This is a genomic window from Roseateles sp., from assembly GCF_046300915.1.
In the GTDB taxonomy this organism is placed as follows: domain Bacteria; phylum Pseudomonadota; class Gammaproteobacteria; order Burkholderiales; family Burkholderiaceae_C; genus Kinneretia.
On sequence record NZ_JBKCLH010000045.1, the window covers coordinates 1 to 20,809 of the forward strand.

Sequence of the window (20,809 nt, forward strand, 5' to 3'; positions counted from 1 at the left end):
TACTTGCTCATCAGCACCACGCCGCTGACGCTGACGCTGACGGTTTCCTTGCCGGCCTCCACGGGCAGCGCTTCTTCGGCCATGGCGGCCGCCGCCACCTTCATGCGCGGCATCGGCGCCGCCATGAGCATGCCGCCCCCCTCCGAGGTGTTCACGCTGACCTCGCCAATCTGGTAGCCGCTGAAGCCGAACTGGCGCGCATAGTCGCCCGCACGGGCCTTGTAGCGGGCGATGGCCTGGCCCACCACCTCGGCCTCGGCCTTCTCGCGCGCCTCGCGCGAGAGGCTGTAGCCCACGCGGGCAATGCTCAGGCTGCTGATGCGGCCCGTGAGCTGGGCAATGGCCGCGGCATCCTTGCCCTGCACCAGCAGCTCGGCACTGCCCTGCCAGCCATTGATGCCCCCCTTGGGCGCATAGCGCGGGTACAGCGAGAAGTTGCCGGTCTGCACCTCCAGCTCGCCGGGTTTGGCGCTCTTGCGAGCCTCCGCCAGGGCGGCGTCGAGGGCCTGCTTGAGCTGGCGCTGCACGGCGGCGGCATCGGCGCCCTCGCGCGTGGTGGAAAAGACCACCGACAGCGTGTCACGCGTGACCTCCTGGGAGGCGCTGGCGCTCAGATTGAGCGCATCCTTGCGCGGGGCAAGGGTCTGAGCCTGCGCCGACAAGCCGGCCGCAAGCGCCAGGGGCAGCAGCCCGAAGGCCTGGATTCTCTGCATGGGATCTCCCTATTTCATGGATGGGCAAGGTCTTGGAGCTTAGCGCCTGCCCGCTTGAGGGCGTTGACGCGCGATACATCCATTCACAATACCGCCAGCCCAATTTGTAACAGCGGCGGCTAGCCCTGCAAAAATTGCGGCCATCGCACAGTCCGCAGTCCACGGAGCGCCCATGAACACCCCGAACAGCCCCCGTCCCAACCGCATTCTGGTGGTCGATGACGACGCCCGCATCCGCGACCTGCTGCGGCGCTATCTGACGCAGGAAGGTTTCGAGGTCCTGCTGGCCGAAGACGGCAAGGCCCTGAACAAGCAGCTGACCCGGGAAACCGTGGACCTGATGGTGCTGGACCTGATGCTGCCCGGCGAGGACGGTCTGTCCATCTGCCGGCGCCTGCGCGCCGCCAATGACAACACCCCCATCATCATGCTCACGGCCAAGGTCGAGGAGGTGGACCGCATCGTGGGCCTGGAGGTCGGAGCCGATGACTATCTGGCCAAACCCTTCAACCCGCGCGAGCTGCTCGCGCGCATCAATGCGGTGCTGCGTCGACGCCCCGCCATGGAGGCTCCGGGCGCCCCGTCCAAGGAGCCCGAGTCGGTGAGTTTCGGCCCCTTCGAGTTCGATCTCTCGCTGCGCCGCCTCACCAAGAATGGCGAAGCCCTGCCCCTGACCACCGGGGAGTTCTCCATGCTCAAGGCCCTGGTGCGCCATCCGCGCCAGCCCCTGTCGCGCGACAAGCTCGCCCAGCTGGCGCGCGGCCGCGAGTTCGAGCCCTTTGACCGCAGTCTGGACGTGCAGATCTCGCGCCTGCGCAAGCTGCTGGAGGCCGACCCTGCCCAACCCCGCTACATCCAGACAGTCTGGGGCGTGGGCTATGTCTTCGTGCCCGACGACGTCGCCTGATGTCGCGCCCCCAGCTCGCGCTGAACCTGTTCTGGCGCACTTTCGCCCTGCAGGCACTGCTGCTGGTGGGCGTGGTGCTGGCCTGGCAGCAGACCTTCAAGGCGCTTGAGGCGGAGCCGCGCGCACTTGAGGCCGCCCAGCAGCTGGCGGGTCTGGTCAACCTCAGCCGTGCCGCCCTGGCGCATGGCGACGCCATCAGCCGGGTGGCCGTGATCCGCTCACTGTCCAGCAGCGAGGCAGTTCAGGTGCGGGTGGCCGAGTCCAGCGACCGCTGGCGCCCTTATGAAGAGAACGCCTTCTCGCGCCGGCTGGCCGCGGAACTGCGCGGCCGCCTGGGCCCCGATACCGTCGTTGCACGCAGCGTGAACGAGGAGTACGGGCTGTGGGTGCGCTTCAGCATCGAGCGCGACGCCTTCTGGCTGCAAACCAGTGCAGCGCCACTGAGCATCTCCACCGAAGGCTCCAACTGGTGGTGGATCGCCATCGCCCTGGTGGCGACGGTCCTGGGCTCGGCCGCCATCGCCCGCCTGATCAACCGCCCCCTGCGCGAGCTGGCCGACGCAGCCGGCCGCATCCGCGAGGGCGAGTACGACTCGCGCCTGGACGAGAGCACCCTCACCAGCGAGGTGCGCAAGGTGAATATGGGTTTCAACCGCATGGCGCGCGAGCTGGGCAAGATGGAGGAGGACCGCACCGTGATGCTGGCCGGTCTCAGCCACGACCTGCGCACGCCGCTGGCGCGTCTGCGCCTGGAGGCCGAGATGAGCGTGAGCGATGAGATGGCCCGCCAGTACATGGCACAGGACATCGACCAGCTGGACGCCATCATCAACAAGTTCATGGACTATGCGCGCCCCAGCGAGCTGCTGCTGCATGCCTTGCCGCTGTCCGAACTGGTGGAGCACCAGGCCCAGGCCTTCCGAGACCCCAGCCAGCTGCGCATCAGCTGCCGGTTGCAGCCCCAGCTGCAGGTGCTGGCGGACGAGACCGAGCTGGGTCGTGTGCTGCTCAATGTTTTTGAGAACGCCCGCCGCTACGGCCACGCGCCCAACGAGGCGGCCTGGGTGGAGGTCAGTGCCGAGGCCCAGGGCCGTTGGGTGGCGCTGCGCCTGCGCGACCATGGCCCGGGCGTGCCGCCCGACAAGCTGTCGCGTCTGACCACACCCTTCTTCCGCGGCGACGCCGCACGCACGGCGGCCACGGGCGCCGGCCTGGGCCTGGCCATCGTGGAGAAATCGGTTCAGCGCATGGGCGGCGAACTGGAGATCGCGAATGCCGAGGGTGGCGGCCTGCTGACCACCATCCGGCTGCAGCGCGCCAATTAGGCGGCCTGCAGGAGCGCGACGGCACGCGCTTCCATGGCGCGGCCCTCGCCCACCGGGCCCATCTTCTCGGCCGTCTTGGCCTTCACATTGATCTGGCCAATCTCGATGCCCAGGACCTCGGCCAGGCGCGCGCGCATGGCGGGAATATGGGGCGCCATCTTGGGCGCCTGGGCCACGATGGTGCTGTCCAGATTGACGATCTCCCAACCGGCCTCGCGCACGCGGCGATAGGCTTCGGCCAACAGGACCATGGAGTCGGCCCCCTTGAACTCGACGGCGGTGTCGGGGAACAGCTTGCCGATATCACCCAGGGCCGCCGCTCCCAGCAAGGCGTCGGTGATGGCATGGGCCAGGGCATCCGCGTCGGAGTGACCGAGCAGGCCGTGGGTGTGGGGAATGGTGACGCCACCCAGGATCAGGGGGCGCCCGGTGACCAGGGCGTGGGTATCCCAGCCTTCACCGATGCGGAACATAATGCGGGCCATTTCAGGGCGGCTCATGGAGTAGGGGAAGTGAGCTTAGCGCCTCGCGCGCGCCTCGGTCATCGCTCCTGCAAAAGAACTCAGACCCAGATGCCCTTGACGGCCCAGCTGCGTAGCGCATTGTCGCTGCTGATCCTCTGCCTCTCCCCTCTGCTGTCGGCGGCACAGACCGCCGGCGCCAAACCCGGCACCGCACAGGCCGAGCCTGAGCCGGCGGCGGCCCGCCCCCGCATCGGCCTGGTGCTCTCCGGCGGCGGCGCGCGAGGCCTGGCCCATATCGGCGTGCTGCGCGCCCTGGAGCGCCTGCGCGTGCCGGTGGACGTGGTGGTGGGCACCAGCATGGGCGCCCTGGTCGGTGGCGCCTACGCGGCCGGGCGCACCGTGCCGGAACTGGAGGCCTTTGTGCAAAAGGCCAACTGGGAGTCCATCCTGGCCGACCGCCAGGACCGGCGCAGCCTGAGCTTCAGCCGTCGCGAGGAAGACAACCTGGTGAGCTCGCGCCTGGACCTGAATCTGAACCGCGGCGGTTTGAGCCTGCCCCCGGCCGCGGCCGGCAACAGCGCCCTGGAACAGGCCCTGGAGCAGCTGGTGACGCCGGCCAGCGCCGAGCTGGCGACGGCCGCCCTGCCTCTGCCCTTTCGCGCCCTGGCCACCGACCTGGTGAGCGGCGAGCTGCGCACCCTGGAGCAGGAGCCCTTGTTCCTGGCCCTGCGCGCCTCCATGGCCGTGCCAGGCGTGTTTGCGCCGGTGCGCGTCAAGGGGCGGCTGCTGGTGGACGGCGGGCTGGTGCGAAATCTGGGCGTGGACGTGGCGCGGCAGCTGGGCGCCGACATCATCATCGCCGTCAATGTCGGCTCCCCCCTGCTGGAGGAACGTAATCTGCGCAGCGCCCTGGGCGTGGCCAACCAGATGCTGCAGATCCTGACCGAGCAGAATGTGGGCCGCTCGCTGCGTGAGCTGCGGCCGGAGGATGTGCTCATCGATCCGCAGCTGGATGATCTGGGCTTCATGGATTTCCACCAGCGCGTGGACGCCGTGGGCGTCGGGGAACGCGCGGCGCTGGCCGTGGCCAGCCGGCTCGAAGCCCTGGCCCTGAGCGAATCTGATTATCAGCAGCATCAGCTCAAGCGGCTGGGCTACGGCGGCACCGAAAACGTGGCTCAAGCCCTGCCCCTGGGCGAGCTGCGCATCGAGGGCACGCGTCGCAGCAAGCCCGAGGCCCTGCGCACCGAGCTGGAGCGACTGGCGGACTTGCGCGTCGGCAAGCCGGTGACGCCGGGCCAGATCGAACGCGCGGCCCTGGCCCTGCAGGGGCGCGGCGACTTCGAGCGGGTGGATGCCCGCATCAGCGACGATGCTGAGCGCCGGCACGTCACCCTGCAGGTCCAGGAGGCCGACTGGGCCCTGAGCCGGCTGCGCCTGGGCGCAGAGGTCTATAGCAACTTCGACGACGCCAGCCGCTTCTCCCTGGTGGCCATGCACACGCTGAGCTGGCTCAACGCCTGGGGCGGCGAGCTGCGCACCGTGCTGCGGCTGGGCAGCCAACGCGAGTTCAGTACCGAGCTCAACCAGCCCCTGGGCCCGGGCTCGGCCTGGTATCTGGCGCCCCATTTCAGCAGCCTGGGCGACGGCTCGGATTTGTATGCCGACGGACTGCGCGCGGCCCGGATCAGCCTGCTCCAGCGCTCAGCGACGCTGAGCTTGGGCCGCAGGCTGGGCAGCTGGGGCGATGTGCGGCTGGGATACGGCAACTTCTCGGTGCGCGCCCGCCCCGTGCTGCCCCAGCCACCGGAGACCGGCGACATCCGCATGCGAGGCCGCGGCGTCGAGGCCCAGCTGCGCGTCGATACGCTGGATTCCATCAGTTTTCCCAGCCACGGCCGGTATCTGACCCTGGGGCTGCGTCATCTGCGCAACCAGGATGACCTTGACGACACCAGCCTGGGCATGGTGGGGCTGAGTGCCTATCGCTGGCACGATTGGGCCGGCCATGTCTATCTGGAATTCCAGCGCTCGCTGCGCGGACAGGCCGGCACACTGGGCGGTTTTCTGCGCCTCTCCGGCACGCCGGACGACTCGCTGGATGGCGAGCGGCTGCTGATGACGCGCCTGGTCATGGCGCGCCGCGTCGGCGCCCTGCCCCTGGGGCTGGGCCAGGCCGTGCGCCTGGGTTTCTCCCTTGAGGCCGGCATGGCCACCCAGCGCGCGCAGGCCCTGCGCGGCAGCGACCTCCGGCTGGCCGGCAGCGGCTTCCTGGCCGTGGACACGCGCTTCGGACCGGTCTATCTGGCCCTGGGCCACACCCGCGGCGGCGGGACGGCTTTCTATCTCTACCTGGGCAAATTCGACGGATAAGCAAGGGCCGCCCGGCTCAGGCCTGCTCTTGCAGCGGCGGTCTGCGCATGGCGGTGAACTGGGCGAACTCCCAGGAGCGCAGACCGAGCAGCAGGGTGTAGCCATCGCGCTGCTCGGGCGGGCGGCGCTGATCCTCCTGGTGCAGCCGGGCGAGCTCGGCCGCCAGCTGCTGGATGCGCTGCACCATGAGCTGGGCACTGGCCTCGGACAAGCGGCCATGCACCAGCAGCAGGGTCTCGCCCGAGCCGTCGAAGCGTCCGCCAAAGTAGTCGGGCACCACATGCAGGCGCATCAGCTGTTGCACGGGACCATCCGGCAGCCAGCGGAAGGTGCGCGAGACGTGCAGGCGGTAGCGGTTCAGAGGCTTGAGCTCAATCAGGCCCAGGCGGTCGAGCCGCGCCAGACAGGACACGCATTCAGCCTCGCTGATCTGGTAGGTCTCGACGATCTGCTCATAGCTCCAATGGCCCAGGCAGCACACCGCCACCATGAGCAATTGCGGGTCAGCCACCAGCGCGCGCTCCTGATCCAAGGTGAGCCGGTCGGCGCGCGGCACCGCATCGGCCGCCTGGCGCAGCACATCTTCCAGGGCCACGCCTATGGCCTCGCAGACCTGGGACAGGCGCGACAGACTCATATCCCCCTGCGAGAACATGCGCTTGATGCTGGACTCGCTCAGGCCCAGGCGCGCGCCCAGGGCCTTGTAGGTCAGATCGGCCGCGCGCATTTCGCTGCGCAGCACCCGCAGCAGCAATTCAGGACTGCTCATCGCTTCTCCGTATCGGGCACCAAGTAGCGCCAGGCGCTACAGCAAGGTCCGAACTATGCCACCTGCCCGATGACGCTGGCGCGCAGGCCGTCGGAACCAGACACTGCGTCCCGTCGCAGGCAAACAGGCCGCGCAACGCAACGAAGTTCAAGGAGTGAAGCAGTCATGATTTCCAAGTTTTTCAGCAAGACCCGCGCCCCCCTGATGGCCCTGATCGCCCTGGGCGCCGCCGGTGCCGCCTCGGCCCAGCAAACGTCCAACTATGTCGGCGCCAGCGTCGGCCTGTACAACAAGTACTCGCTGCGCTGCGTGCAGGGCAGCAAGTGCGATGACACACCCTCCGCCGCCGGCAAGATCTTCGGCGGCCATATGTTCAGCGAGAACTTCGGCCTGGAGGCCTCGGCCTTCGGCACCAAGAGCGCCTTCGGCGCACTCAAGGACGCCAAGGGCGCCACGCTGCCGGGCTCCGTCAATATGCGCGGCCTGGGCCTCAGCGGCGTGGCCGCCCTCAGCGAAGGTCCCTTCACCTTCAAGGGCCGACTGGGTGTGGCCTATACCCAGGGCAAGGCCAGCTACGCCAGCACCGGCGGCCGCAGCAAGGAGAGCAGCCTGCAGCCCCTGATCGGCGCCGGCGTGAGCTATGACCTGAGCAAGCAGCTCGCGCTCAGTGCCGACTTTGACCGCATCTCCGGCAAGTACAACGACAAGGCCAAGGCCCATGCCAATATGGTCTCGGTGGGCCTGAGCTACAAGTTCTGATCACCCCCAAAGGACAGCCCTGACTTGTCCTCGGCCTTGGCGCATCAAGGCCTTCTCACGCCCCGCGGCCTGCGCCCCGGGGCGTCTTTTTCTTGATGCTCACCCAGACCTCAGCGGCTGCGCAGCAGGCGCTCGGCCAGTTCGAAGTCTGCCGGCCAGGTCACCTTGAAGTTCTCCATGGGCGCCTCCACCAGCAAGGGGCTGTGACCCAGGGCCTCGATGGCGCTGGCCTCGTCGGTCACACCCTCGGTACCGGCGGCCAGCGCGGGTTGCAAGAGGCCCAGGCGGAACATCTGCGGCGTCTGCGCCGCCCATTTGCCGGCCCGGTCCACCGTGGCCAGCACCCGACTGGCGCTGGCGTGCTTGAGCGTGTCGGCCACCGGCAGGGCCAGCAGGCCGCCCACCTCGTCCTCCGCGCAGGCGGCCATCAGTCGGCTGACCCACTCGGGCCGCAGCAGGCAGCGCGCCGCGTCGTGCACCAGCACCCAGTCATGCGCCTGCGCGCCACGCGCCTGAAGCTCGCGCAGCCCGGCGGCCACGCTGTCGGCACGGGTGGCACCGCCGCTGCGCGCCACCCAGGCGGCATCGAAGCCCGGCACGGCCGCCTCGAACTGATCGTCCTCGGGCGAGATCACCACCAGGGTGCCGGCAAGACCCGGCACCCGCGCCAATGCATCCAGGGTATGGGCCAGCATGGGCCGGCCCGCAATCGGCACGTACTGCTTGGGAATGGCGGCGCCGGATCGCGCGCCGACACCGGCCGCGGGCACCAGGGCAAAGCAGCGCGGCTGCAGGCCCATTGCGTAGCTCGTCATGGGTCGGGATTCTAGGTCGCGGCCCGCATATCACCCTGGCGCAGATAGCGCGTGTGCCAGGACAGGGCCTCCCCCAGCAGATGTGGCGTGTGCTGGCCCGGTGCGCCGCGGCGGGCGCGCTCGAAGTAGTCGCGCAGCGCGTCGCGGTAGTCCGGGTGGGCGCAGCGCTCGATCAGCAGGGCGGCACGCTCCTTGGGGCTGAGGCCACGCAGATCGGCCAGGCCCTGCTCGGTGACGATGATTTGCACATCGTGCTCGGTGTGGTCCACATGCGAAGCCATGGGCACTAGGCAGGAAATCTTGCCGCCCTTGGCCGTGGAGGGCGTCATGAAGATGGACAGATAGGCGTTGCGCGCAAAGTCGCCCGAGCCGCCGATGCCGTTCATGATGCTGGAGCCCATCACATGGGTGGAGTTGACGTTGCCGTAGAGGTCGCACTCGATCATCGCGTTCATCGCAATCAGGCCCAAACGGCGAATCAGCTCGGGGTGGTTGCTGATCTCCTGGGGCCGCAGCACGATGCGCTCGCGGTAGAAGGCCATGTCGCGCTCAAAGCGTTCCCAGGCTTCGGGGCTCAGCGAGAGTGCGGTGGCCGAGGCGTGGCTGAGCTTGCCGCTGGACAGCATGTCCAACATGCCGTCCTGCAGCACCTCGGTATAGGCCTGCAGCTGTTCGAAGGGGCCTGCATTCAGGCCCGCCAACACCGCATTGGCGATATTGCCCACCCCCGACTGCAGGGGCAGCAGACGCGGCGAGAGCCGGCCCCGCTTGACCTCGTGCTGCAAGAACTCGATCAGGTGGCCGGCAATGGCCGCCGACACGGCATCGGGCTCGGCGAACTTGCTGTTGCGGTCGCCCTGTGCCGTCTCCACCACCGCGATCACCTTGGCCGGATCGCAGCGCAGATAAGGCTCACCGATGCGCTGATCGGCCCGCGTCATGGGGATGGGCAGGCGCTCGGGCGGCAGGGCCGTGCCGTAGTAGATGTCGTGCATGCCGGCCAGGCCCTCGGGCATGCGGCTGTTGACCTCAAGAATGATCTTGTCCGCCTGATCCAGCCAGGTCTTGTTATTGCCCACCGAGGTGGAAGGGATCAGGCGGCCGTCGGGCAGGATGCCCGCCACCTCGACCACCGCCACATCCAGCTTGCCGAAGAAACCGAACCACACATACTGGGCCACATGGCTGAGGTGGATATCGGTGTACTCCATCTCGCCGGCATTGATGCGGGCCCGGCCCGTGGGGTCGGACTGGTAGGGCATGCGCAACTCGACCGCATTGACCTTGGCCAGCGCACCATCCAGCTCGGGCGCGGTGGAGGCACCGGTCCACAGCCCGATGCGGAAGTCCTGCCCCTGGGCATGGGCGGCGGCAATGCGCGCGGCCAGAGCCTGGGGCACGGCCTTGGGATAGCCGGCCCCGGTGAAGCCGCTCATGCCCACATGGGCACCCGGGGCGATCAGGGCCGCAGCGGCCTCAGCGGACATCAGGCGCTGGCGCAGACCTTCATGCTGGATACGAGAGATCGCCATCGGCGCGGGCTCCTTGCTCTTTGCTGGCTTGCGGGACAATCGAGGCCCTGGCGGACCAAGCCGCGCAGCATAAACGAACCTAGGGTTAACACGGGGCAAGTCGATTCACGGCTCGCACCGCGCCAAACCACCGCCCCATCATGCAAGTTTCCGAGATCCAGCGCCGCCTGACCGAGCTGGGCGCCAATGCCGCCCACCGAGACCGCGTGCTGCGCCACTGGGTGCAGGCCATTCCCCTGAGCCAGGGCCGGCGCGCGCTGGAGCACTACCTGCCCCTGGCAGTGCGCGAGGCCCTGCCCGCCCTGATGGCCGAGCTGCAGGGCCTGGCGCGCCTTCGCTCTCAGCACCCCGGCGAAGACGGCTCGGCCCGCCTGCTGGTGGACCTGGCGGACGGCCAGATGGTGGAGAGCGTGCTGCTGCTGCGCGAGGGGCTGTGCGTGTCCAGCCAGCTGGGCTGCGCCGTGGGCTGCCGCTTCTGCATGACCGGGCGCGACGGCCTGTTGCGCCAGCTCACGAGCGGCGAGATCGTGGCCCAGGTGGCCCTGGCGCGCACGCTGCGGCCGGTGAAGAAGGTGGTCTTCATGGGCATGGGTGAGCCCGCCCACAATCTCGACAACGTGCTGGAAGCGATTGCCCTGCTGGGCACGGTGGGCAATATCGGGCACAAGAACCTGGTCTTCTCCACCGTGGGCGACCCGCGCGCCTTCGAGCGACTCATGGAGGTGGGCGGCGGCGCGGTCAAGCCGGCCCTGGCCCTGTCCCTGCACACCAGCAAGCCCGCGCTGCGCGAGCAGCTGCTGCCGCGCGCGCCGCGGCTCACGCCGGCCGAGCTGGTGGAGGCCGGCGAGCGCTATGCCCGCGCCAGCGGCTACCCGGTGCAGTACCAGTGGACCCTGCTGGACGGCATCAACGACGGCGAGGACGAGCTGGACGGCATCGTGGCCCTGCTCAAGGGCAAGTACGGGGTGCTGAACATGATTCCCTACAACAGCGTGCCCGAGCTGCCCTATGTGCGCCCCAGCTGGGACAAGGCACGCGACATCGCCCGGCGCCTGCACCAGCGCGGCGTGCTGACCAAGCTGCGCGACTCCGCCGGCCAGGATGTGGACGGCGGCTGCGGCCAGCTGCGCGCCCGCGCCGAGCAGGGCCGGCGCCGCCGCGGACGCGAGATCCCCATCACGCCCGCCGAGAACGCTCAAAAGCCTCAGTAAAATCGGCGCCCCTTTCCACACAAGACAGCGGCCGCGATGTCCACCCCTGCCCACGACGAGAGCCTCAAGCCCAACACCTTCCTGCGCGCCATCATCGAGCGCGATCTCGAAGCCTGGGGCCAGCAGCAGGAAAGCCGCCGCTTTGCCGGCAGCCCGGGCGACGCCGCCCACCACGCCGCCGGTCCGCTGGACCCGGCCCGTATCCGCACCCGCTTCCCGCCCGAGCCCAACGGCTATCTGCACATCGGCCATGCCAAGAGCATCTGCCTGAACTTCGGCCTGGCGCGCGATTACGGCGGCATCTGCCATCTGCGCTTCGACGACACCAACCCCGAGAAGGAAGAGCAGGAGTATGTGGACGCCATCAAGGAGATGGTGGCCTGGCTGGGCTGGAGCTGGGATGCGGGCGGCAGCTCGCACCTCTTCCAGGCCAGCGACTACTTTGACTTCATGTACCGCGCGGCCGAGTACCTCATCAGCGCGGGTCTGGCCTATGTGGACGAGCAGACGCCCGAGCAGATGCGCGTGAACCGCGGCGACTTCGGCACGCCCGGCACCAACAGCCCCTTCCGCGATCGCTCGCCCGAGGAGCACCTGGCGCGCTTTCGCGAAATGCGCGACGGCAAGCACCCGGACGGTGCCATGGTGCTGCGCGCCAAGATCGATATGGCCTCGCCCAATATCAATCTGCGCGACCCGGCTCTCTACCGCATCCGCCGTGCCACCCACCACAACACCGGCGACACCTGGTGCATCTACCCGATGTACACCTATGCGCACCCCATCGAGGATGCGCTGGAGCGCATCACCCACTCGATCTGCACCCTGGAGTTCGAGGACCAGCGCCCCTTCTACGACTGGCTGCTGGGCCATCTGGCCGACGGCGGTCTGCTGGCCCGTCCCCTGCCCCACCAGTACGAGTTCGGCCGCCTGAACCTCAGCTATGTGGTGACCAGCAAGCGCAAGCTGCGCCAGCTGGTGGAGGAAGGCCATGTGAGCGGCTGGGACGATCCCCGCATGCCCACCCTGGTGGGCATGCGCCGCCGCGGCTACACGCCCGAGAGCATCCGCAATATGGTGGACAGCACCGGCGTGACCAAGCAGAACGCCTGGATCGACTACTCGGTGCTGGACGGTTATCTGCGCGCCGACCTGGAAGGCAAAGCCGCCCGCGCCATGGCCGTGATCGAGCCGATCAAGCTCAAGTTGACGAACTGGGCCGAGGTTTTTGGCAGCAACGCCCACCGCGAGCCCTGCAGCGCCCCCGCGCACCCGCAACTGCCCGAGCTGGGCCAGCGCAGTTTCAGCCTGGGCCCCGAGGTGTGGATCGAGCAGGAAGACTTCATGGAAGTGCCGGTCAAGGGCTATCACCGCCTCTACCCCGGCAACAAGGCGCGCCTGAAGTACGGCTACGTGATCGAATGCACCGGCTGCGAGAAGGATGCCGAGGGCCAGCTCACCGCCGTGCTGGCCAAGATCGTGCCCGACACCAAGAGCGGCACGCCGGGCGCCGATGCGGTCAAGGTCAAGGGCGTGATCACCTGGGTCGGTGCTCACGAAGGCGTGGCTGCCGAGGTGCGACTCTACGACCGCCTGTTCACCGTGCCGCAGCCCGGTACCAGTGACGCCGACTTCCTCAGCGAGATCAACCCGCAGAGCTGCCGCGTCGTGCAGTCCTGGCTCGAGCCCTCACTGGCCGGCGCGAGCAGCGATTCGCGCTACCAATTCGAGCGCCACGGCTACTTCATCGCCGACCGCAAGGAGCACGGTGCCGACAAGCCGGTGTTCAACAAGATCACCGGCCTGAAGGACGGCTGGGGCGCCAAGTAAGCGCCGGGGACCGGATCCAAGGAAAAAGGCGCGGCGGGTCCGCGCCTTTTCTTTTGCTTCCCCGGGCTCAGTCCGCGTCGCCCAGCGCGGCCAGATCGGCCATGCGCCGCACCTTGACCTTGCGGCCCTTGAGCTTGCCATTGGACAGGCGCTTGACCACCTCGCGCGCCAACTCGCGCTTCACGGCTACATAGCTGTGGAAGTCGGTGATGGTGATCTTGCCGATGTCGGCGGCCTGAAAGCCCGCCTCGCCGGTGAGCGCGCCCAGGATGTCGCCGGGGCGGATCTTGTCCTTGCGGCCGCCCAGGATCTGCAGGGTGTCCATGGCCGGCTGCAGCAGGCCGCCTGCGGCCGGGCTCAGGCTGTCCAGGCCCTGCCACTGGAACTCGCGGCCCAGCAGCTGCTCGATGCGGCCCACGCGGCCCATCTCGTCCAGGCTGGCCAGGCTGAGGGCCAGGCCCTGCGCGCCGGCCCGGCCGGTGCGGCCGATGCGGTGCACATGGGCCTCGGCGTCCGCGCTCATGTCCACATTGATCACGCATTCCAGCTGGGCGATGTCCAGGCCCCGCGCCGCCACGTCGGTGGCCACCAGCACCGAGCAGCTGCCGTTGGCAAACTGGATCAGCACCTGATCGCGCTCACGCTGCTCCAGATCGCCATGCAGGGCCAGGGCCACAAAGCCCTGGGCCGTCAGCACATCCACCAGATCGCGGCACTGCTGCTTGGTATTGCAGAAGGCGATGGTGCTGGCCGGGCGGAAGTGCAGCAACAGGCTGGAGACGGCGTGCAGGCGCTCGCCCTCACCCACCTCGAAGGCCAGCTGGCGGATCTGGGCCGGCGCCTGCGCGCCACCCTCGGCCCCGCCGGCCTGCACCTTGACCTCGGCCGGCTCGCGCATGAAGCGCTGGGCCAGATCGGCAATGCCGGCCGGATAGGTGGCCGAGAACAAGAGGGTCTGGCGCTCCTTGGGGCAGCGCTTGGCCACCTGCACGATGTCGTCCACAAAGCCCATGTCCAGCATGCGATCGGCCTCGTCCAGCACCAGGGTCTTGATGCGACCCAGGCCCAGGGTGCCGCGCTCCAGATGGTCCAGCAGGCGGCCCGGCGTGCCCACCACGATGTGAGCGCCATAGGCCAGGCTCTCGGCCTGAGGCCGCAGCGGCGAGCCGCCGCACAGCGTGAGCACCTTGATATTGTCGGCCGCGCGCGCCAGGCGGCGGATCTCCTGGGTCACCTGTTCGGCCAGCTCGCGCGTGGGGCAGAGCACCAGGGCCTGCACCTCCATGGTCGAGGCGTCCAGGCGGTGCAGCAGCGAGAGGGCAAAGGCCGCCGTCTTGCCGCTGCCGGTCTGGGCCTGGGCGATCAGGTCACGGCCCTGCAGCGCCAGCGGCAGCGAGGCCGCCTGGATGGGCGTCATCTGCGCATAGCCGAGCTGGGCGAGATTGGCCTGCAGGGCCGGGCTCAGCGGCAGATCGGCAAAGGGACGGGCGGAGGACGGCGCGGTATCTTTCATCCGCGGATTATCCCAGCCGCGCCCGCCGCCGCCCCGGAAACGCTCAGCCGCCCGCGCGCTTGACCCTGTGACCCGCGGCCGTGAGCCGCGCCATCACGGTCTCGACATGGTCGCCCTGCACCTCGATCACCCCGTCCTTGACGGTGCCACCCGAACCGCAGGCGGCCTTGAGCTGCTTGGCCAGGGCGCTCAGGGCCGCGTCATCCAGGTCCAGGCCCCGCACCAGGGTGACGCCCTTGCCCTTGCGGCCCGTGGTTTCGCGGCTGACCCGCACGATGCCGTCGCCTGCGGGACGGGCTTTGGCCTGCTGCCTGCACCGGCACTGGGCCAGGGGCTGGCCACAGTCGGGGCAGAGTCGGCCGGTTTCGGTGGAGTAGACGGGGCGGCTGTCGCGGGCGTGCTGCATAAGCCCTATTGGACCGCATCTGAGCGGCCCGGCGTCACGCCGCCTCGCTATGCTGCGCGCCATGCCCGACGCATCCGACCACGTTCCCGTCGCCCCCAGCTTTGGCGAAGCCCTGCGTTTCTGGCTCAAACTGGGCTGCATCAGCTTTGGCGGCCCGGCCGGCCAGATCGCCCTGATGCATGAGGAGCTGGTCGTGCGCCGGCGCTGGATCAGCGAGCGCCGTTTTCTGCATGCCCTGAACTACTGCATGCTGCTACCCGGCCCCGAGGCCCAGCAGCTGGCCACCTATATGGGCTGGCTGCTGCACCGCGCGCGCGGCGGCATTGCGGCCGGAGCGCTCTTTGTGCTGCCCTCCCTGCTGCTGCTGATTGCCCTTTCCGGGCTCTACATGGCCTATGGGCACACCGGCTGGATGAGCGCCCTGTTCTACGGCATCAAGGCCGCCGTCACAGCCATCGTGCTGCAGGCGGCCTGGCGTCTGGGGCAGCGCGTGCTCAGGCGCAACGGCCGCCTCTGGGCCCTGGCAGCCGCGGCCTTTGCGGCCATCTTTGCGCTGCAGCTGCCCTGTCCCCTGATCATTGCCGCGGCCGCCCTGTTGGGCTGGCAGTGGCGCGACCGACTGGCGCCCACGGCGGGTGGCCACCCGAGTGCCGGCGCGCCAAGCCCGGGGCTCGCCGTGATCGACGACCACAGCCCGCCGCCGGCTCACGCGCGCTTCAGTAGCCGCCGCCTGGGCTGGCAGCTGCTGGCCGCCGCCCTGCTCTGGGGCCTGCCCCTGCTGGCACTGTGGAGCCTGCCCCTGCTGCCGCAGCTGGGCCTTTTCTTCAGCAAGGCTGCATTGCTCACCTTTGGGGGTGCCTATGCGGTGCTGCCCTATGTGTTCCAGGGCGCGGTGCACCAGCAGGGCTGGCTGAGCGCCGGCCAGATGATGGACGGCCTGGCCCTGGGCGAAACCACGCCGGGCCCGCTGATCATGGTGCTGGCCTTTGTGGGCTTTGTGGCCGCCTGGCAAGACCCGGCCCTGCTCGCGGCCCTGCAGGCGCAGCCCTGGGTGGCGGGAGCGCTGGCGGCCTGCGTGGTGACCTGGTTCACCTTCCTGCCCTCCTTTGTCTTCATCCTGGCGGGTGGGCCGCTGGTGGAGTCCACCCACGGCAATCTGCGTCTGAGCGGGCCGCTGACGGCGATCAGCGCCGCGGTGGTGGGCGTGATCCTGAACCTGGCCCTGTTCTTTGCCTACCACCTGCTGTGGCCCCAGGGCTTTGCTGGCGGCTTCGAAGTCCCGGCCGCCTTGCTGGCCCTGAGCGCGGCCCTGGCCCTGATCTGGGCACGGCGCGGGGTGCTGGAGGTGCTGCTGGTCTGCGCCCTGCTGGGCTGGGCGATGAAGACCGTCTGAAGTCTCAGGCCGCGCGGGCCCAGTCCGACTCGGCGGACCCGAACAAGGCCAGCTCCAGCTGCTGCGGGTCATTGACCGTGCGCAGGCGCTGGTAGGTCTCCTCGGCCTCGGGGTAGCGGCGACGCAGATAGTGCAGCCACTGCTTGAGCCGGCCGGCCTGGTGGCGCGGCGCCACGTTTTGCCGCACCTGAGCCCAGAAGCGCTGCATCAGGGGCAGCAGCGCCGCCCAGGCCAGGGGCTGGGCCCCGGGGCGGGCAATGGCCAGGGCCAGGCCGGGATCGGCCACCATGCCGCGGCCCAGCATCAGATGCTCGCAGCCAGACTCAGCACGCGCGCGCCGCGCATCCTCGACGGTCCAGATCTCGCCATTGGCCACCACCGGGATGCTCAGGGCGTCGCGCAGCGGCGCAATGCGGTCCCAGAAGGCTGGCGGCTTGTAGCCCTGGGCCTTGGTGCGGCCATGCACCACCAGCTCGCTGGCCCCGGCGCTGGCAATGGCCTGGGCGCAGTCCAGGCTGCGCGACTCGCATTCATAGCCCAGGCGCATCTTGGCCGAGACCGGGATAGGGGCCGGCACCGCGCGCCGCACCGCGGCCACGATCTGGTGGATCAGCTCGGGCTCGTCCAGCAGCACCGCGCCGCCCCGGTGGCGGTTCACGCACGTGGCCGGGCAGCCGAAATTCAGGTCAATGCCCTCGGGCGCCAGCGTGGCCAAGCGGGCCGCGTTTTCGGCCAGGCACACGGGGTCGGAGCCCAGCAGCTGGGCGCGCACCGGCACGCCCGCGGCGGTGCGGCTGCCCTGGCGCAGCTCGGGCACGATGCGGGTGAAAACGCGCGCCGGCAGCAGCTGGTCGGTGATGCGTATGAACTCGGACACGCAGCGGTCTATGCCCCCCACCTGGGTGAGCACATCGCGCAGCATATGGTCCAGCAGGCCCTCCATGGGCGCCAGCAACAACATGAGAGGCCTTATCCTCGGTCGGTCGCAAAAGGGCGCAGAGCATAGCCCAAAGCTCCACAGAGCCTGTGGACAAGTCGGTGCAAGGCCTGCGCAGAATGCACGCAAGTGCCCGTTGGGTGAGGATTTTTCCTGGAATGCCCAAAAATGAGGCAAGACACGGAAGGAGTTTTATGCAAGTGATCGTTGCCGCCCTGACCATCGCCGCCATGGTCTTGTGGGGGCTGCTGGACCCCACCGGCATGGCCGCCTTCTTTGACGGCGCCCTGGCCCAGCTCACCCGCAAGCTGGGCTGGCTCTATCTGTGGGTGGTGCTGGGCCTGGTGGTCGCCTGCCTGCTGCTGGCCTTTGGGCGCACGGGGCGGCTGCGCCTGGGGGGTGAGGACGAAGAGCCCGCCTTCTCGCGCGGGGCCTGGTTCGCCATGCTGTTTGCCGCAGGCATGGGCATAGGCCTGGTGTTCTGGGGCGTGGCCGAGCCCATTTCACACTACCTCAAGCCGCCGCCAGGCGTGACGGCGCTCACGCCCGAGGCCGCCAACGCCGCCATGCGTTACAGCTTCTTCCACTGGGGACTGCATCCCTGGGCGGTCTACAGCATGGTGGGCCTGGCCATCGCTTTCTTCCAGTTCCGGCGCGACAAGCCGGCGTTGATCAGCTCGGTCACCGCCAGCCTGCCCTGGCGCTGGGCGCCGCGACTGGGCCCGCTGGTGGACACCCTGGCCCTGGTGGCCACCGCCTTTGGCGTGGCGGCCTCGCTGGGTGTGGGGGCGCTGCAGATCAATGCCGGTCTGGCCCGGCTCTTCGATGTGCCGGTGGGCCTGAGCGCCCAGCTCTCCATCATCGCGGTGACCACCGCCCTGTTTCTGATCTCGGCCGTCAGTGGCGTGGAGCGCGGCGTCAAGTGGCTCTCCAGCGCCAATCTGCTGCTGGCAGCCGGCTTGGCCCTGCTGGTCTTCGTGCTCGGGCCCACGGTGGCCATCATTGACAACCTCAGCAACTCCCTGGGCAGCTACCTCAGCGAGCTGCTGCGCATGAGCCTGCGCATGACGCCCTTCCGCGACAGCGCCTGGGTCAGCGACTGGACCATCTTCTACTGGGCCTGGTGGATCAGCTGGTCGCCCTTTGTGGGCGTGTTCATCGCCCGCGTCTCGCGTGGCCGCACCGTCAAGGAGTTCGTGCTGGGCACGGTGCTGGCCCCCACACTGGCGGCGGCCCTGTGGTTCTCCATCTTTGGCGGCACCGCCCTGCACATGCAGATCTTCGGCGGCCTGCCGATTGCAGACGCCGTGAGCCAGGACGTGGCCACGGCCATGTTCGCGGTCTTTGACGCCCTGCCCGGCAGCACCTGGCTGAGCCTGGCGGCAACCGTGCTGGTGCTGGTCTTCTTTGTCACCTCGGGTGACTCCGCCACCCTGGTGTTGGCCACCATGAGCAGCGGCGGCCGCGCCCATCCGCCCACGCCGCTCAAGCTGCTCTGGGGCCTGCTGGTGGCCGCCATCGCCGCCTGCCTGCTGGGCGTGGGCGGTATCAAGGCCCTGCAGACCGCCACCATCGTCTTCGCCCTGCCCTTCACCGGGGTGCTGGTGCTGCTGGCTATTGCCCTGTGGCGGGCCGCCCAGCAGGACGAGCAGGCACTGACCCGCGAGGAGAAGCGGCTGCAAGCGCGGATGCGCCATCTGCTGCCGCCGGAAGAGCGATGAACCGCGATGTAAATTCGCAGGGTCAGGTCTTGACTCCAGCAAGGCCGGGCAGCGCCGAGACGATTTAGACTGCCCGGCCACCAACAGGGAGAACATGACATGAGGGGTAAATACGACGACATCGTCGAAGCGGTTTGCCAGCAGACGCAGGCCGAGCTGGTATCGCTGATGATCGTCAACGGCGAGCGCGGCTCCGGCCTGAGCGTGGCCGGCGTTCTCGGCACGAATGACTCCGCGGATCGCCGCGCTCAGGTGGCCAAGGCCCTGCGCATGACGGCCGACATGATCGAGGGTATGGGCGCGGCGACCAACTAGGCTGAGTCGGCGCCGGGCCAGGGCGACCTCAGGTCTGCGCCGCTGCCCCCAGCTCCCGCTGCGTCAACCACAGCCGCAGGTCGAACTCCAGCTGGCCGTAGCGCGGCTCCATATGTTCGCAGAGCTGGTAGAAGGCCTTGTTGTGCTCCAGCTCGCGGATATGGGCCAGCTCGTGGACCACGATCATGCGCAGGAAGTCGGCCGGGGCCTCCTTGAAGAGCGTGGCCACGCGGATCTCGCGGCGGGTCTTGAGCCGGGCGCCCTGCACGGTCTGGGCGCGGGTGTGGGTGCCCAGAGCATGCTGGATAACCTTCAGCTTGGCGTCGAAGCAGACCTTGTTGAGCGGCTCGGCGTTGCGCATGAAGCGCTGCTTGAGGGCCTGGGTGTAGTCGAACAAGGCCTTGTCGCTGCGCACCTCATGGCCTTCGGGATAGCGCTCGGCCAGATAAGGCCCCAGCCGGCCGGCCTCAATCAGGCCCTGCACCTGGCCCAGCAGGGCCGGCGGGTAGCCGCTGAGGTATTTGAGCGCGGGAGCGCCACTGCTCATCGCGAAGCCTGGGGCGTCGGGGCGCCGGACTTGCGGCCCAGCACCTCGGGCGTGGTCACGCCCATGGAGACATAGAGGCTGGTCAGCCCCTCCACCCCGATCTCGGCCGGGCGCACCCAGCTGCTGGGCAGATAGAGCAGGCCGCCGCCCACGGGAACGGGCGCGGTAGGCACGATGACCGGCACATAGTCCACGCCCTCGATGTTCACGGGCTCGGTGCTGGACAGCAGGCCCAGCACCAGGGCACCGCCCTCGGGCTTGACGCCACCAAAGTGGCACCACACCGGCGTCATGGCCCGCACGCCCGCCTCGTCGCGCTTGGACATCATCTCCACCATGCGTCGCAGCAGGTCGTAGATGGTGCCAACCAAGGGAATGCGGGCGATGCGCTCCTCCAGCCAGCCGCGCAGCCGGGTCTGCAACTGTGCCTCGACCAGCAGACCCAGCAGGTAGATGCCCACCAGCACCAGGGCCAGACCCATCAGATAGGCCAGGCGAGCCGAATCGGTGAGCTGCAGACCCAGCTGGCCCAGGCTGTGGCCCAGCCAGCTGCCCGGCCCGATGAACTGCAGCAACAGGGAGACCACCCAGCCCAGCAGGGCCAGAGTGGCCACCAGGGGCAATAGCGTCAGGGAGCCGGTAACGAATGTGCGCAGCAGGTGGCGGCGGGCCGAAGCGGCGATGGGGGCGACGGGCGTCATGAGGGCAATGAGTCGAGAAAAACTGCGGGGCCGGTGCGGATGCCGCGCCGGTGTGGCGCGCGAAGCGGGCATCATGCCAGCATGCACAAAGACTTGGACCCGGGCAGCGGCACGGCGGGCGACTTCCGCCTGGAAATCGCGCCCCAGGGCTGGCAGCTTGCTTGCCGACCCGAGCACACCCTGTTGCTGGCCGCCCTGGCCGCCGGGGTGCGCCTGCCCCACTCATGCCGCAATGGCACTTGCAGGGCCTGCATGAGCCGACTCACCCAGGGCCGCATTCGCTACCGCATCGAGTGGCCCGGTCTCTCGGCCGAGGAGAAGGCGCAGGGCTGGATCCTTCCCTGCGTGGCCTATGCCTGCGAGGGCCCCCTGCAGCTGCAGGCCCCCCAGGCGCAAGCCTTGGCGCCCCGGGAGGCGCCGCCGGGCACACTATCCCCGCCGGCTGTGGACAAGTCCGTGAATAGCACGCGGATGGCGGACGCAAGTGATTGATTTCTCTGGCTTTGATCTGGATTGCCCGAAAAACGGGCAGAGCTTTGGGACAATCGGGGATTCAGCCTGACGCAACGGCGTCTTGA

At 68.8% G+C, this 20,809-nt stretch carries 20 protein-coding genes; 10 read left to right on the forward strand and 10 right to left on the reverse strand.

The genetic code is table 11. From position 1 onward, the window contains the following. Positions 1 to 713 (reverse strand): SIMPL domain-containing protein (locus tag ACK5F2_RS03330; protein WP_409862781.1); only part of this gene is annotated, 713 nt, incomplete at its 3' end. Between the two features lie 172 nt (positions 714 to 885). Between ACK5F2_RS03330 and ompR the strand changes: the two genes are divergently transcribed. Continuing rightward, positions 886 to 1,620, forward strand: a complete 735-nt coding sequence (ompR, locus tag ACK5F2_RS03335; RefSeq protein ID WP_409862783.1) for a two-component system response regulator OmpR — start codon at positions 886 to 888, stop codon at positions 1,618 to 1,620. Beyond that, positions 1,620 to 2,945, forward strand: a complete 1,326-nt coding sequence (locus ACK5F2_RS03340; protein WP_409862785.1) for an ATP-binding protein — start codon at positions 1,620 to 1,622, stop codon at positions 2,943 to 2,945. The genes ompR and ACK5F2_RS03340 overlap by 1 nt, the downstream gene beginning before the upstream one ends. On the opposite strand, the gene ispF is transcribed toward ACK5F2_RS03340, so the two are convergent. Then, positions 2,942 to 3,445 (reverse strand): 2-C-methyl-D-erythritol 2,4-cyclodiphosphate synthase, encoded by a 504-nt coding sequence (gene ispF / locus ACK5F2_RS03345; protein WP_409862787.1) that lies wholly within the window; start codon positions 3,443 to 3,445, stop codon positions 2,942 to 2,944. The two genes, ACK5F2_RS03340 and ispF, sit on opposite strands and share 4 nt — an antisense overlap. 72 nt (positions 3,446 to 3,517) lie before the next feature. Between ispF and ACK5F2_RS03350 the strand changes: the two genes are divergently transcribed. Further along, positions 3,518 to 5,782 carry a patatin-like phospholipase family protein gene (locus tag ACK5F2_RS03350; protein ID WP_409862789.1) on the forward strand — a complete coding sequence of 755 codons (2,265 nt, stop codon included), beginning with the start codon at positions 3,518 to 3,520 and terminating at the stop codon, positions 5,780 to 5,782. A 16-nt stretch (positions 5,783 to 5,798) separates the two neighbouring features. On the opposite strand, the gene ACK5F2_RS03355 is transcribed toward ACK5F2_RS03350, so the two are convergent. Then, on the reverse strand, positions 5,799 to 6,551 hold the full coding sequence (locus tag ACK5F2_RS03355; RefSeq protein ID WP_409862790.1) for a helix-turn-helix domain-containing protein: 753 nt from the start codon (positions 6,549 to 6,551) through the stop codon (positions 5,799 to 5,801). A gap of 165 nt (positions 6,552 to 6,716) precedes the next feature. Between ACK5F2_RS03355 and ACK5F2_RS03360 the strand changes: the two genes are divergently transcribed. After that, entirely contained in the window at positions 6,717 to 7,310 is a 594-nt protein-coding gene (locus tag ACK5F2_RS03360; RefSeq protein ID WP_409862791.1) for an outer membrane beta-barrel protein, read from the forward strand. A gap of 110 nt (positions 7,311 to 7,420) precedes the next feature. On the opposite strand, the gene ispD is transcribed toward ACK5F2_RS03360, so the two are convergent. Together ispD and ACK5F2_RS03370 are read right to left on the reverse strand one after the other, a co-directional pair. Then, positions 7,421 to 8,125 carry a 2-C-methyl-D-erythritol 4-phosphate cytidylyltransferase gene (gene ispD, locus ACK5F2_RS03365; RefSeq protein ID WP_409862793.1) on the reverse strand — a complete coding sequence of 235 codons (705 nt, stop codon included), beginning with the start codon at positions 8,123 to 8,125 and terminating at the stop codon, positions 7,421 to 7,423. 11 nt (positions 8,126 to 8,136) lie between these two features. Beyond that, on the reverse strand, positions 8,137 to 9,657 hold the full coding sequence (locus ACK5F2_RS03370) for an acetyl-CoA hydrolase/transferase family protein (RefSeq protein ID WP_409862795.1): 1,521 nt from the start codon (positions 9,655 to 9,657) through the stop codon (positions 8,137 to 8,139). Between the two features lie 140 nt (positions 9,658 to 9,797). Here ACK5F2_RS03370 and ACK5F2_RS03375 point away from each other — a divergent pair, with 140 nt between their 5' ends. Together ACK5F2_RS03375 and ACK5F2_RS03380 are read left to right on the forward strand one after the other, a co-directional pair. After that, complete coding sequence (locus ACK5F2_RS03375; RefSeq protein WP_409862797.1) at positions 9,798 to 10,868, forward strand: RNA methyltransferase; 1,071 nt, start codon at positions 9,798 to 9,800, stop codon at positions 10,866 to 10,868. 36 nt (positions 10,869 to 10,904) lie between these two features. Next, positions 10,905 to 12,698 carry a glutamine--tRNA ligase/YqeY domain fusion protein gene (locus tag ACK5F2_RS03380; protein WP_409862798.1) on the forward strand — a complete coding sequence of 598 codons (1,794 nt, stop codon included), beginning with the start codon at positions 10,905 to 10,907 and terminating at the stop codon, positions 12,696 to 12,698. Between the two features lie 67 nt (positions 12,699 to 12,765). On the opposite strand, the gene dbpA is transcribed toward ACK5F2_RS03380, so the two are convergent. Both dbpA and ACK5F2_RS03390 read right to left on the reverse strand, forming a co-directional pair. After that, positions 12,766 to 14,211 (reverse strand): ATP-dependent RNA helicase DbpA, encoded by a 1,446-nt coding sequence (dbpA, locus tag ACK5F2_RS03385; protein WP_409862799.1) that lies wholly within the window; start codon positions 14,209 to 14,211, stop codon positions 12,766 to 12,768. A gap of 43 nt (positions 14,212 to 14,254) precedes the next feature. Continuing rightward, entirely contained in the window at positions 14,255 to 14,617 is a 363-nt protein-coding gene (locus tag ACK5F2_RS03390) for a translation initiation factor Sui1 (RefSeq protein WP_409862801.1), read from the reverse strand. Between the two features lie 61 nt (positions 14,618 to 14,678). On the opposite strand from ACK5F2_RS03390, the gene chrA reads away from it, so the two are divergent. Then, entirely contained in the window at positions 14,679 to 16,010 is a 1,332-nt protein-coding gene (gene chrA, locus ACK5F2_RS03395) for a chromate efflux transporter (protein ID WP_409862803.1), read from the forward strand. A 4-nt stretch (positions 16,011 to 16,014) separates the two neighbouring features. Here the strand turns inward: chrA and ACK5F2_RS03400 are convergent, their stop codons facing one another. After that, positions 16,015 to 16,971, reverse strand: coding sequence for a tRNA dihydrouridine synthase (locus ACK5F2_RS03400; protein WP_409862805.1), 957 nt, complete (start codon positions 16,969 to 16,971; stop codon positions 16,015 to 16,017). A 170-nt stretch (positions 16,972 to 17,141) separates the two neighbouring features. Here ACK5F2_RS03400 and ACK5F2_RS03405 point away from each other — a divergent pair, with 170 nt between their 5' ends. Together ACK5F2_RS03405 and ACK5F2_RS03410 are read left to right on the forward strand one after the other, a co-directional pair. Further along, entirely contained in the window at positions 17,142 to 18,668 is a 1,527-nt protein-coding gene (locus tag ACK5F2_RS03405; RefSeq protein ID WP_409862807.1) for a BCCT family transporter, read from the forward strand. A gap of 99 nt (positions 18,669 to 18,767) precedes the next feature. After that, the gene (locus tag ACK5F2_RS03410; RefSeq protein ID WP_409862808.1) at positions 18,768 to 18,983 is read left to right on the forward strand and encodes a hypothetical protein; all 216 of its coding nucleotides are present in this window, start codon (positions 18,768 to 18,770) and stop codon (positions 18,981 to 18,983) included. A 28-nt stretch (positions 18,984 to 19,011) separates the two neighbouring features. Here ACK5F2_RS03410 and ACK5F2_RS03415 read toward each other — a convergent pair whose 3' ends face one another. Then, positions 19,012 to 19,530 (reverse strand): M48 family metallopeptidase, encoded by a 519-nt coding sequence (locus tag ACK5F2_RS03415; protein ID WP_409862809.1) that lies wholly within the window; start codon positions 19,528 to 19,530, stop codon positions 19,012 to 19,014. Further along, positions 19,527 to 20,231 carry a DUF502 domain-containing protein gene (locus tag ACK5F2_RS03420; protein WP_409862810.1) on the reverse strand — a complete coding sequence of 235 codons (705 nt, stop codon included), beginning with the start codon at positions 20,229 to 20,231 and terminating at the stop codon, positions 19,527 to 19,529. Before ACK5F2_RS03420 ends, ACK5F2_RS03415 begins: the two co-directional genes overlap by 4 nt. A gap of 81 nt (positions 20,232 to 20,312) precedes the next feature. Here ACK5F2_RS03420 and ACK5F2_RS03425 point away from each other — a divergent pair, with 81 nt between their 5' ends. Next, a complete protein-coding gene (locus tag ACK5F2_RS03425; RefSeq protein WP_409862811.1) occupies positions 20,313 to 20,723 on the forward strand; it encodes a 2Fe-2S iron-sulfur cluster-binding protein in 411 nt (136 codons plus the stop codon). Positions 20,724 to 20,809: the final 86 nt, after the last annotated feature.